General features: G+C 44.6%; 13 protein-coding genes. 9 read left to right on the top strand and 4 right to left on the bottom strand.

Annotated elements, in window-relative coordinates:
* Positions 1–49: 49 nt before the first annotated feature.
* The gene (locus tag LJ707_RS13945; RefSeq protein ID WP_228951978.1) at positions 50–1,114 is read right to left on the bottom strand and encodes a glycosyl hydrolase 53 family protein; all 1,065 of its coding nucleotides are present in this window, start codon (positions 1,112–1,114) and stop codon (positions 50–52) included.
* A gap of 335 nt (positions 1,115–1,449) precedes the next feature.
* Here LJ707_RS13945 and LJ707_RS13940 point away from each other — a divergent pair, with 335 nt between their 5' ends.
* Positions 1,450–1,986 carry a pyridoxamine 5'-phosphate oxidase family protein gene (locus LJ707_RS13940; protein ID WP_228951976.1) on the top strand — a complete coding sequence of 179 codons (537 nt, stop codon included), beginning with the start codon at positions 1,450–1,452 and terminating at the stop codon, positions 1,984–1,986.
* Positions 1,987–2,278: 292 nt separating this feature from the next.
* Here LJ707_RS13940 and pyrF read toward each other — a convergent pair whose 3' ends face one another.
* Positions 2,279–3,109 carry an orotidine-5'-phosphate decarboxylase gene (gene pyrF, locus LJ707_RS13935; RefSeq protein WP_228952532.1) on the bottom strand — a complete coding sequence of 277 codons (831 nt, stop codon included), beginning with the start codon at positions 3,107–3,109 and terminating at the stop codon, positions 2,279–2,281.
* Positions 3,110–3,371: 262 nt separating this feature from the next.
* On the opposite strand from pyrF, the gene rho reads away from it, so the two are divergent.
* The 3 genes from rho (at position 3,372) to purS (ending at position 6,041) form a co-directional block, all read left to right on the top strand.
* Positions 3,372–5,000: a transcription termination factor Rho gene (rho, locus tag LJ707_RS13930; protein ID WP_228951974.1), complete on the top strand. Its 1,629-nt coding sequence runs from the start codon at positions 3,372–3,374 to the stop codon at positions 4,998–5,000.
* A gap of 80 nt (positions 5,001–5,080) precedes the next feature.
* On the top strand, positions 5,081–5,806 hold the full coding sequence (locus tag LJ707_RS13925; protein WP_228951972.1) for a phosphatidylcholine/phosphatidylserine synthase: 726 nt from the start codon (positions 5,081–5,083) through the stop codon (positions 5,804–5,806).
* Positions 5,787–6,041, top strand: coding sequence for a phosphoribosylformylglycinamidine synthase subunit PurS (purS, locus tag LJ707_RS13920; protein WP_228951971.1), 255 nt, complete (start codon positions 5,787–5,789; stop codon positions 6,039–6,041). The genes LJ707_RS13925 and purS overlap by 20 nt, the downstream gene beginning before the upstream one ends.
* Before the next feature lies 1 nt (position 6,042).
* On the opposite strand, the gene LJ707_RS13915 is transcribed toward purS, so the two are convergent.
* Together LJ707_RS13915 and folK are read right to left on the bottom strand one after the other, a co-directional pair.
* Entirely contained in the window at positions 6,043–6,411 is a 369-nt protein-coding gene (locus LJ707_RS13915) for an Hpt domain-containing protein (RefSeq protein ID WP_228951970.1), read from the bottom strand.
* Between the two features lie 24 nt (positions 6,412–6,435).
* The gene (gene folK, locus LJ707_RS13910) at positions 6,436–6,915 is read right to left on the bottom strand and encodes a 2-amino-4-hydroxy-6-hydroxymethyldihydropteridine diphosphokinase (protein WP_228951968.1); all 480 of its coding nucleotides are present in this window, start codon (positions 6,913–6,915) and stop codon (positions 6,436–6,438) included.
* 86 nt (positions 6,916–7,001) lie between these two features.
* Here folK and sppA point away from each other — a divergent pair, with 86 nt between their 5' ends.
* The 5 genes from sppA (at position 7,002) to rfaE2 (ending at position 12,628) form a co-directional block, all read left to right on the top strand.
* A complete protein-coding gene (sppA, locus tag LJ707_RS13905) occupies positions 7,002–8,792 on the top strand; it encodes a signal peptide peptidase SppA (protein ID WP_228951959.1) in 1,791 nt (596 codons plus the stop codon).
* A gap of 72 nt (positions 8,793–8,864) precedes the next feature.
* A complete protein-coding gene (locus LJ707_RS13900) occupies positions 8,865–10,538 on the top strand; it encodes a helix-hairpin-helix domain-containing protein (protein WP_228951957.1) in 1,674 nt (557 codons plus the stop codon).
* 19 nt (positions 10,539–10,557) lie between these two features.
* Positions 10,558–11,541 (top strand): D-glycero-beta-D-manno-heptose-7-phosphate kinase, encoded by a 984-nt coding sequence (gene rfaE1, locus LJ707_RS13895; protein ID WP_228951955.1) that lies wholly within the window; start codon positions 10,558–10,560, stop codon positions 11,539–11,541.
* A 2-nt stretch (positions 11,542–11,543) separates the two neighbouring features.
* The gene (gmhA, locus tag LJ707_RS13890; RefSeq protein WP_228951953.1) at positions 11,544–12,098 is read left to right on the top strand and encodes a D-sedoheptulose 7-phosphate isomerase; all 555 of its coding nucleotides are present in this window, start codon (positions 11,544–11,546) and stop codon (positions 12,096–12,098) included.
* 17 nt (positions 12,099–12,115) lie between these two features.
* Positions 12,116–12,628, top strand: a complete 513-nt coding sequence (gene rfaE2, locus LJ707_RS13885; protein ID WP_228951951.1) for a D-glycero-beta-D-manno-heptose 1-phosphate adenylyltransferase — start codon at positions 12,116–12,118, stop codon at positions 12,626–12,628.
* The last annotated feature ends 2 nt before the right edge of the window (positions 12,629–12,630 follow it).

The following is a 12,630-nucleotide window of genomic DNA, read 5'->3' as shown; positions in this document are numbered from 1 at the left end:
AAAAACGCAGGCATCTAATTATAATGCCCGCGTTTTACTGCTTAGTATTTTAATGTATAAAAGCATCCATGGCTACGGTAGGTTTGCCGCTGCTGTCAAATGCGCCCATGTTGTAACCCTTCCAGCTTGCATAGGCTTGCGGCTCCCAGTAATAAACGCCCAACCCGCCTGATACTGATTTGGTTTTAGCGATCAGATCAGTAAGGAAATATTTACAGGTGGCGGCGGCCGATACATCCATACCTGCCTCGCATATCATTACCTGCTTGCCGTAGCGGCTTACCATATCTTTCATATTGGCCAGCACCTGGTTGTTGGTTGTTTGCCAGCCGCTGGTTGACGGATATACCGAAAAACCACATATATCCCACTTACCGCCGTTGGCTTTTATGCCATCAAATATCCAGCGGGTGGTGGTATTGTTAAAGCCATTGGCTACATGAACAATCACCTTTGCCGACGGAAATATTGCTTTAGTAGCATCATACCCGCAATTGATAAGCCAGGCAAAATTTTTAAAATTGGTGGCCGATAACGATGCCCTGCCATCAGGCCATAACATGCCATCGCTGGTTTCATTACCTACCTGCACATAATCAGGTGTAATACCGTTTGATTTAATGGTATTCAAGGTATTGTAAGTGTAATTGTACACGGTTGACATCAGCGTTGTAAAATCCTGACTGGCCCATGCCCCGGGCTTGATTTGATTGCCCGGATCAGCCCATGTATCGCTGTAATGAAAATCGATCATGATACTTAGTCCGGCGGCTTTAGCGCGTTTACATTTAGCTACCACATCAGCCGTTGAATTATAAGTATTGGATGGATTTACCCATACCCTGAACCTGATAGCATTGATTCCCTTACTTTTAAGTATCGTAAATATATCCTGCTGGGTACCGCTGCTGTTATAGAATTTTTTATTACCGGCCTCCTGCTCGGTTATCCAGCTTACATCGGCACCATAGGCAAATGATGGCGCGGCGGCAGCCCTCAGTTTACTTTCAGCAACCGGCGCCTGTTGCGGCACATTTTCAACATTGGCTGATTTTTTACATGCCGCAAAAAAAGTTACGGCACCAAAAAGTACGAAAGCGATTTTCTTTCTCATAATTAAGTTTTAAGGTTAAAAACGGTGTTTATATGGTACTATCTTACTCCTTTTGCCGCATACACTTTTCCGGCTGATTATATATCAGCGGCCGCATTTTATAAGTACAACCGGCATGGTTTGCCGGGCAAAAAACTGAGAAACAGTACTATGGGTTTATAATTAAAGCAAAGTAAGTGCATACCTACCGGGATGAGTTAGCTCAAAACAGCTTTTATTTTGTTCTTATTGCCTTAATTTAGGCAACTTGGATACACTGCCATCATAAATAACAATAAACAATATAGAAGCGCGATCGTTATTGTATTAATAATTTACCTATAACGAAAAATATTATGGATAGCATTAATGCCAATCAGCCCGAAGATAATTTTGAGAACCTTGAAGGCAACGAAGCCTGGAAAAAACTTAAACAGTTAGCCGAAAAGGCCGATACCTGCTTTTTTTGCAGCAATATAAAAACAGGGCTGCCTTTTTCAACCCGCCCAATGTCGCCACAAAAGATAGACGATAATGGCGATCTGTGGTTTTTAAGTTCAAACGACAGCCACAAAAATGCTGAAATAGCCGCCGACCCGTTTGTGCAGTTGCTGTTCCAGAGTTCGTCATACTCCGGCTTTTTGAATGTTTACGGCATAGCTGAAATAAGCGAAGATAAAAACAAGATAGATGAGCTGTGGGACCCTATATTAAAAGTGTGGTTTACTGAGGGCAAAAGTGATCCGCGTATCAGCATAATCAAAGTAACACCAACCCAGGGCCACTATTGGGACAATAAACATGGCAACGCCATCGCCTTTGTTAAACAAATTGCCGGTGCAATTATGGGTACCACTATCGATGATTCAATAGAAGGTGATTTGAAAGCGTAAGTTCTCGCCGATTTCGGATTTCGGATTTTCGAGTGCGGAGTGATTACAGAATATTATACTTCAAAACCTGTCATTTCGAACGATAGTGAGAAATCTGTCCGCCTTCATTACAAAGCGACAGATTTCTCCTCGTACCTCGTTCGAAATGACAGATTACTATAATTTATTTCCCCCTCTCCTACAGGAAAGGGGTTGGGTGAGGTTAGCGGTAGATTTCTCCTCCTACCTCGTTCAAAATGACAGTTTATTGTATTTAAAGTCCTCCCTTTTGGGGGAGGATTTAGGAGGGTGATTAAATAATCCCCGCCTTTTCCAGCTCAGCCTCCATTTGCTTTTGCAGCTTTTGTGCTTCTGCCCGGGCGGCGTCAGCAAAATCTTCTCCGTTGGATGCGTAAATAATAGAGCGCGAGGCGTTAACGATCAGGCCGCAATCCCTGGTGATACCGTATTTACATACATCCTCTAAACTACCGCCCTGCGCGCCTACGCCGGGTACAAGCAAAAAGTTGTCGGGCGCGTACTTGCGGATGCTGGTAAACTCGGTGCTTTTGGTTGCACCTACCACAAACATCAGCCTGTCAGCACCGGCCCAGGTATTTGACTTTTTAATAACGGTCTCAAACAAGTGCCCTTCGGGGGTATCAAGGTATTGAAAATCCTTACTGCCTACTGATGATGTTAAAGCCAATATAATCACCCACTTACCATCATATTTTAAATAAGGGGTAACACTGTCATTACCCATGTAAGGCGTTACGGTAATGGCATCAAAACCCATTTCGGTTTCGGTTTCATCAAAAAAGGCACGGGCATACATATCAGATGTGTTGCCGATATCGCCACGCTTGGCATCTATAATGCTCAGGGTATCTTTGGGTATGTATTTATAGGTATCTATCAGGCTTTGCAGGCCCTTAACGCCACGGCTTTCGTAAAAGGCGGCGTTGGGTTTATAGGCGATGCAAAGGTCGCTGGTGGCATCAATTATACGCTTGTTGAATTCGAGCATCGGGTCAGGGTACTGCTTTAAAAAATCGGGGATCTTGTTAATATCAGTATCAAGGCCTACGCATAAAAAGCTGCGTTTTTGTTTTATCTGTTCAATAAGCTGTTGTCTGGAGATCATGCAAAATAATTTAAGGGTCAAAAAAACTAAAAATTAATAAAACTGTTAGCCTTAAACACGATAAATATTTTTGAGAATTTGCTATTTGAAAATATTTAAGTAACATTGCAATGTTTTCCTCTTTGAATTTTTCTTGCACTAAAGAAATAATTTAAAATCCGGGTATTTTATAACAGTTGTATAAGTTACGAAAGTGCTGCGTTGCTAATGCGGGGATAACCTTCAAACAAAATAATTCTCTTGAACTATAATCCAAATCATGTCTGATAAGATTGAATTGAACGACAAGCTCGTATCTGAGTTGCGTGATATCGCAAAAAGCTTAGGTATAGGCGAGGCCGATGAACTTAGAAAAGCACAGCTTATAACACGTATAAAAGAGCAGCAGCAACTTATTGAAGTTGCACGTGCTCAGCAAAGTATAGTTGAACAAAACTACGCCGAAAAAACACAACCCGAGGCCGAAGCCGAAGCAAGCACCGAAGCTTTTGATAAGCCGCGTAAAAGAACACGCTCTGTAAAAACGGCCAACTCACAGCCTGCGCGCAGGCCTGAAGTTCCGGTAACCGATACCAATTTGTTTGATTTGCCCGAGGATGATGCCCCGGAGAACGAGCAAACTGAACAGGCCGCTGCCGAAGCACCTGCACCGGTACAGGCAGAAACAGCACCGGTTGCCAGGCAGGAAGCCCCTGCCGAACAGCGCCCGCAAAAATTTGAGCGCCGTATTAACCCTAACCAGCAAAAACAGCAGGAAGCCATTAACCTTGATTTTGATAATGTTATCATAAACGAGGGTGTATTGGAGATAATGCCTGATGGTTACGGTTTCCTTCGCTCGTCAGACTATAACTACCTTACCTCGCCTGATGATATTTATGTATCGCAATCGCAGATAAAGTTATTCGGTTTAAAAACCGGTGATACTGTGCGTGGCAGTATCCGCCCGCCAAAAGAGGGCGAAAAATATTTCCCGCTGGTACGTGTTGAGGCCATTAACGGCCGTATACCTGCCGAAGTGCGCGACCGTGTTCCGTTTGATCACTTAACGCCGCTCTTCCCTTCAGAAAGGCTGAACCTGTTTACTGACGCTAACAACTACTCAACCCGTATTATGGACCTGTTTTCGCCGATAGGTAAGGGCCAGCGTGGTTTAATTGTAGCGCAGCCTAAAACCGGCAAAACCATGTTGCTGAAGGATGTAGCCAACGCCATCGCCAAAAACCACCCCGAAGTGTACCTGATCATTTTATTGATTGACGAACGCCCCGAGGAGGTTACCGATATGGCCCGCAGCGTACGTGCCGAGGTGGTATCATCAACCTTTGATGAACCGGCTGAAAGACACGTGAAGATTGCCAACATCGTATTAGAAAAAGCTAAACGTATGGTTGAGTGCGGCCATGATGTAGTAATATTGCTTGACTCTATTACCCGCCTTGCCCGTGCTTATAACACCGTTGCCCCGGCATCAGGTAAAATACTGTCAGGCGGTGTGGATGCCAACGCGCTGCACAAACCTAAACGCTTTTTTGGCGCGGCCCGTAACATTGAGGATGGCGGCTCGTTAACCATTATTGCTACCGCCCTTACCGAAACAGGCTCAAAAATGGACGAGGTGATCTTTGAAGAATTTAAAGGTACCGGTAACATGGAGCTTCAGTTGGATCGTAAGCTATCAAACAAACGTATATTCCCGGCTATTGATATTACCGCATCCAGCACCCGCCGCGACGATCTGTTGCTTGACCGCGACGCGTTGCAGCGTATATGGATACTGCGTAATCACCTTGCCGATATGAATTCGCAGGAATCAATGGAGTTTTTGCAAAGCCAGATACGCGGCACAAGAACCAACGAAGAATTCCTGATCTCGATGAATTCATAATAATTTAATAATCGCGAAGTTTATAAGTTAGGAATAATTAACTTGTAACTTCGCTATTATTGATACCTTCATGGCTTGAAATGAAGAAACGCGTCAGAAAACACCTTCCAAATTTTATTACCTGCGCCAACCTGTTTAGCGGCTGTATAGGCATAGTATTAACTTTTACGGCTGATAACCTGATATTTGCATCGTACGCCATATTTCTTTCGGCTATATTTGATTTTTTTGACGGCCTGGCCTCGCGTGTGCTGCAATCCTACTCGGGCATCGGTAAGGATCTGGATTCGCTGGCCGATATGGTGAGCTTTGGCGTATTGCCATCTGTTATTTTGTATGAATTTTTTCAGCAAGGCCCGCAATTGGGTATCGTAAGCGAGTACCTGCCCTTTGTTGCTTTCCTGATACCGGTATTTTCGGCCCTGCGCCTGGCCAAGTTTAATAATGATACACGCCAGGCCGAAAGCTTTATTGGCCTGCCAACACCGGCAAATGCCATACTGATCGGCTCGTTCCCGCTTATTTTACAGCAAATACCAAACGTGGGCGAAATTTTATTTAACCCGTATATGTTAACGGTATTTATACTGGTTATGTGCGCTTTACTGGTGGCCGAACTGCCGCTGATGTCGTTAAAATTCAAGAACCGCGACTTCAATAAAAATATTTACCGCTATTTACTGCTGCTGCTTTCGGCAATATTGATACTATTTTTTAAATTTGCCGCTGTTCCGGTGGTTATCATATTTTATATCACCCTATCATTAATTCAATTCAAATTAGCAAATGATAAAGTTTCAGGCTGAGATCGATGTAATGCCCAAAAAAGAAATATTAGACCCTCAAGGTAAAGCCGTAACCGGCAGCATGAAAAACCTTGGGCTGGCCGAAATTCAAAATGTGCGCATTGGCAAACACATTACTTTAGAGATCGAGGCTGAAAGCGAAGCAGCAGCTACCGACAAGGTTGACGAAGCATGCAAAAACCTGCTTGCCAACCTTATTATGGAAAGCTACTCGTTCACACTACGCCAGGCTTAATTTAAAGCCCAGCTTCTTTTTCCTGCTTTACCCTTTCAAGCTCGGCAAGGTTTACCGTAATATTATCATTAACGGTTTTAAACTTTTGTACCACATCGGCAGCATCAGGTGTGCCTGTTTTGCATTGCAATTCAATGTCCTGCAGTAAAGCCTGGCTGTTAAGCATCCCAAAAAAGCCAAGGTTTGGTTTTAATTTGTGGGCGGCGCTGGCGGCATTAGGCCAATCGGCGGCGGCTATGGCATTGCTTATGTTTTGCAGCAACTCCGGTGTTTGCTGTAAAAACATACCTACTGATTCTACAATAAATTCGTCACTTCCATCAGCTATCTCGTATAGAAATGAAAGGTCAAGGTCTTGATTAACTGGCATACAGAAAGATTATAATTTACAAATCTATAATTTTTTAACAATCAAGTTATCATGCAGTTCATTTAGTAGCTGCAAAACATTTTTTTTAAACACCGGGTGGATAAGGCCGGGCGCTATCTCAGTAAGCGGTTCAAGGGTAAAGCGCCGCTCGTGCAGGCGCTTATGCGGTACTTGCAGCTTTGGCGTATTGATCACGCCATCGCCATAAAATAAAATATCAATATCAATAACGCGGGCTCCCCAGCGTTCACGCCGTTCGCGGCCCATATCAAGTTCAACATTCAACAAGGCATCTAACAACAGCTCAGGCTCTTGGTTAGTATATAGCATAACCACCTGGTTTATATAATCAGGCTCATCGGTTTTACCCCATGCCTGGGTTTCATACAGGGCCGATGCCGCCGCTACAGGGGCCACACGCTGTTCAATAAGCTTTATGGTTTGTGCTAAAAGCGTTTTACGGTCGCCTAAATTACTTCCAAGCAATAAAAATACTTTCGTCATTGTAACAAATTATAACCCGATAGCTCTTAGTGTTATATGCTCCGAATTATTAAGTTTGCATAGATAAAAAAGATTAAGCGTATTTAATGAAACAATTCTTCAAATTTGTACTCGCCACGGTGGTTGGTATTTTTGCGGCCACTATAATAATGGGGGTACTGTCTGTAATTATTTTTGCGGGCATCATATCCTCCGCATCCGAAAAAGAAACACCTGTTGAGGCCAATTCCGTGCTGATGCTCGACTTTAAAAAGCCCATTGGCGAACGTACACCCAACAATCCGCTGGCTGACCTTAATTTTCTGGGGTTTGAAGATAAAAATCTGGGTTTGAACGATATATTAGCCAATATAAAAAAGGCTAAAACAGATGATAACATTAAAGGCATCTTTTTAAACGAGAGCTACCTGTCATCAGGCCAGGCCACTACCGAGGAGATACGCAACGCGCTGATCGATTTCAAAAAATCGGGCAAATTTATTGTTGCCTATGGCGAGGTTTACACCCAGTCATTTTACTACCTGGCATCAGTAGCCGATAAGATTTACCTTAACCCGCAGGGCTTTTTTGAGCTGAGCGGCTTTAGCTCTGAAGTTACCTTTTTAAAGGGAACACTTGATAAGCTGGGCATTGAGGCGCAGGTAATAAAGGTAGGTACCTATAAAAGCGCGGTTGAACCGTTTGTGCTAACAAAAATGAGCGATGCCAACCGTTTGCAGGTTACCTCGTACCTTAACTCTATGTTCGGGCACTTTTTGGATGGCATCAGCAAAAGCAGAAAGATAAACCGCGACTCGCTGTTTGCTTACTCGGATAACATGCGCGTGCGTTACCCCGAAGATGCTGTTCGCCTGAAACTGGTTGATGGCCTGAAATATAAGGATGAGGTACTGGAGGATCTGAAAAAGCGCACTAAAACCGACCTGAAGGATGACCTGAACGCGGTAACCATAAATGAATATGATGGCGCGCCTACCAATGGCGGTGCCGATAAGGATGGTGAGGACTCAGGATCATCACGCAACCGCATTGCCATGATATATGCCTCGGGCGAAATTAACGGCGGCGATGGCGATGATAATACCATCGGATCTGAAAAGCTATCAAAAGCCCTGCGCGAAGCTCGTTTGGATGATAAGGTAAAAGCCGTAGTACTGCGTGTTAACTCACCGGGCGGCAGCTCATTAGCATCGGACGTGATATGGCGCGAGGTTGCCATCACCAAAAAGGTAAAACCTATCATGGTATCAATGGGTGATGTTGCGGCATCGGGTGGTTACTACATCTCGTGCGCGGCCGATTCTATCTTTGCCGAGCCTAACACCATCACCGGTTCAATAGGCATATTCGCGGTATTGCCTAATATGCAGAAATTTTTTAATGATAAACTGGGCATGACGTTTGACAATGTGAAAACCAGCAAATATGCCGACCTTGGAGATATATCACGCCCCCTTACCCCTGCCGAGCGTGCCATACTGCAAAACCAGGTTAACCATGGTTATGATGTGTTTACCGGCGTAGTGGCCAAAGGGCGCAAAAAATCACAACGATATATTGACAGCATAGGCCAGGGCCGTGTATGGACAGGCAAGCAAGCCCTTAAAATAGGTTTGGTTGATCGCCTGGGTAATATTGACGATGCTGTGAAGGCCGCCGCTAAAAAAGCCAACATCAAAAACTATAAAGTGATTGAGTACCCAGAGCAGGATAGTCCGTTTAAAAGCTTTAGTTCTGCATTCAGCGCTGAGGTAAAAACCCGCATCATTAAATCAGAACTTGGTGTTGACTACCGTTATTACGATCAGATAAAACAGGTTAAAAGCATTATGCGTGTGCCGCAGGCCCGTTTGCCGTTTAACGTGGTGATAAAATAATTAATAAAACAATTTTTTACAAGCCGCCTTGTTACAGGGCGGCTTTTGTATTTTTACAGCCCGATACTCTGCATGGAAAATAAACCGATTGCCCGTACCCTGCGCCTGCTGTCGCAACTGATGGAACTGCACGAAGAGAACAGTTTCAAAATACGCTCAGTAGCTAACGCCGCCTTTAAGGTTGATAAGCTGCCTTTTAAAGTTGCCGACAAAACACCTGCCGAACTGGAGGCTGTTGATGGCATAGGCAAAAGCACCGCAGGCAAAATTACCGAGCTGCTGCAAACCGGCACCATTAAGGAGATGCAGGCTCTCATTGAAAAAACACCCGAAGGTGTTATGGAGATGATGGGTATTAAAGGCATCGGCCCTAAAAAGGTGGGTATTATTTGGCGTGAGATGGGAATTGAAAATACCGGCGAACTGCTGTATGCCTGTAACGAGAACCGCCTGATAGAGCTGAAAGGCTTCGGTGCCAAAACCCAGGCCGAAATAATAAAGGCCATTGAATTCAGGATGGCCAGCAACGGCAAATTCCTGTTTGCGCAGGTGGAGCAGCAAGCGCATGATTTTATGGATCAGCTAAAGGCTGTTTTTCCGGAAGCGTTAAAGCATATTACAGGCGAGTTCAGGCGTTACAGCGAAATCATCAGCGAGTTAAGCATTGTTGTTGGCAGCAATGACCGGGATATGGCATTGGCTACGCTTGAACAATCAGATCTGCTCAAATCAGTAAAAGTAATAGACCACCATGTAACCGGCGAGCTTGAAAACGGCCTGATGGTTGATATTTGGTGTGTTGAAAAGGGCGATTACTTTAAAACGCTTTTTCTTAATACCGGTAATGACGATCATGTACAGGCTGTGCTCAATCGCTTGTCTGAACCATTAGGCCAGCCCGAAACGGAGGAAATGATCTACAAAAAAGCAGGCCTGCAATGGATACAGCCTGAATTGCGCGAGGGCGATGCTTATATTGAAAAAGCGGCACAGGATAATTTGCCCAAACTGATAAAACTTGCCGACATGCAAGGCTCGCTGCATAACCACAGTACATGGAGCGATGGCGTACACACCATTGAAGAAATGGCGGTTTACTGCCGCGATGTGATGAAACTGCAATATTTAGGCATGTGCGACCATAGCCGCAGCGCGGTATACGCCAAAGGTTTAAATATTGAAAGGGTATTGCAGCAGCATGAGGAAATAGATCATCTGAATAAAAAGCTGAATGGTTTTCAGGTATTTAAAGGCATCGAGTCAGATATATTAGGCGATGGATCACTGGATTATCCGGAGGAGATACTGCAAAAGTTTGATTTTATAGTAGCATCAATACACGCCAATTTAAAAATGGATATTGATAAGGCCACTACCCGGCTTATCAAAGCTATTGAAAACCCATACACTACCATACTGGGCCACCCTACCGGCAGGCTGCTGCTTAGCCGTAACGGTTACCAGATAGATCATAAAAAAGTGATAGATGCCTGCGCCGCTAATAATGTGGTGATAGAGATAAATGCCAATCCGCTAAGGCTCGACCTTGACTGGCGTTGGCAACAATATGCGCTTGATAAGGGCGTTTGGCTATCAATAAACCCCGATGCACACCGCAAAGAAGGCCATAATGATATGCAGTACGGTGTATACGCTGCCCGTAAAGGCGGTTTATATAAAGAAAAATGTTTAAATGCCTTATCATTGCAGCAAATTCAGGAGTTCTTTAAACAAAAGCGAGCCTGAGCATATTTAAGAAACACAAATGCTGATCGATAAAATAACACAACTGCAGCAAGCAGGCAGCAAACCTAATATACTGGTAGTGGGCGACCTTATGGTTGACCATTATATAACCGGCAGCGCCAGCCGTTTATCGCCGGAGGCACCTGTACCCATAGTAAACCTGAAGGGTGAAAGCACTACTTTGGGCGGTGCCGGCAATGTGGTGCAAAACCTTATCTCGCTGGGCGCTGGCGTTATGGTTAGCGGTATAATTGGTAATGACATTTATGGCGAACAGCTTATACAGATATTACATGCTGATGGCGTTACCACTGATGCTTTAGTGGTTGACAGCAGCCGAACTACTACGGTTAAAACCCGCGTGCTTGCAGGCAGTCACCAATTGCTGCGTATTGACCGGGAAGTTACCGATCAGCTTAGCGAAGATTTGCAGCAGCAACTGCTTGACAGGCTCGAACCCTTAATTGAGCAGGCCGATATTGTGATACTGAGCGACTACAGCAAAGGCCTTTTTTCGCCCGGGCTTACCCAAAGGGTAATACACCTGGCTACTGCTCATAATAAAAAGGTAATTATTGACCCTAAAGGGTTAGATTATAGCAAATATAAGGGCGCTTACATGATAAAACCCAACCGTAAGGAACTGGGCGAAGCGGCACGTGCCGCCAAAGTAAACACGCTTGATGAGGTAAAACTTGCCGCGCAAACCATTTTCGCGCAAACCGAAGCGGAATACCTGGTGGTTACCTTGTCAGAAGAAGGTATGGTGATATTGAGCGAATTAACACATAAATTGCTCCCCGTAAAGGCTACATCTGTTTTTGACGTTACCGGCGCGGGTGATACTGTACTGGCTACCATTGCCTATTTTATGGCATCAGGTTTTGAGATTGATGAGGCTTGCGAACTGGGCAACCATGCCGCAGCCATCGTAATAAAAGAAATTGGTAGCGCTACTACCACTGTTGAACAAATAAAAGAGCATTTAATTACACGCCAATAGTTATGGTGATTGAAGAATTGATTGAACATCAGCAAACCCTGCAAAAGGTTATTGATACGCTGCAAGATGATATAAAAACAGCCTGTGAAATGACGGTTGCCGCGTTAAAGGATGGCAAAAAAGTATTGTTAGCCGGTAACGGCGGCAGCGCCGGCGATGCACAGCATATAGCAGCCGAGCTGACCGGACGCTATGTTAAAGAGCGCATATCCTTACCCGGCATCGCCTTAACCGTTGATACATCGGCACTTACAGCCATTGGTAACGATTATGGGTACGACCGTGTTTTTGCCCGCCAGTTAGAAGGCCTTGGCCAGCCGGGCGATCTGTTTATCGGTATATCAACCAGCGGTAACAGCGAAAGCATATTACAGGCTTTTGAAATAGCCAAACAAAAAGGGTTAAAAACCCTCGGCCTTTCAGGCAGGGATGGCGGTAAAATGAATGGTGCCTGCGATCTGAACATCATAGTACCATCAAACGTTACAGCCCGAATTCAGGAAATGCACATACTTATAGGCCACATTATTTGCAAGGCCATTGATAATGCCTTTTAAACAACACAAATTATAACATGCGTATCGATCTGGAAAAAACACTGGTAAACAAAATATGCGGCGATATTGATAGCGCTAAAAAATTGGTTTCGGGCTGGCAGGCCGAAGGTAAAAAGGTGGTTTTTACCAACGGTGTGTTCGATTTGCTGCATATAGGCCATATTACTTACCTGGCCAAAGCGGCGGAAGCGGGTGATAAACTCATACTTGGCCTTAACAGCGATAGCTCCGTTAAGCGCATAAAAGGCGAAAGCCGCCCCATTAACGATCAAAACAGCCGTGCGGCGTTGTTGGCCGCCATGTTTTTTATAGATGCCATTATTATTTTCGGGGAAAATACCCCGCTTTACCTGATCAGCACGTTACTGCCTGATATACTGATAAAAGGTGCCGATTACTCGGTTGAGAATATCGTGGGTGCTAAGGAAGTGATAGCCAATGGCGGCGAGGTAAAAACCATTACCTTTGTTGAAGGCTACTCGTCAACCTCTATCATCAACAGGATAAAGGACCAAAACAAGGCCGGTTAAGT

This window comes from Mucilaginibacter sp. UR6-1, from assembly GCF_020880975.1.
Lineage (GTDB): Bacteria > Bacteroidota > Bacteroidia > Sphingobacteriales > Sphingobacteriaceae > Mucilaginibacter.
Note: the sequence above shows the minus strand (reverse complement) of the source record. Positions and strands in the feature narration are given on the sequence as shown.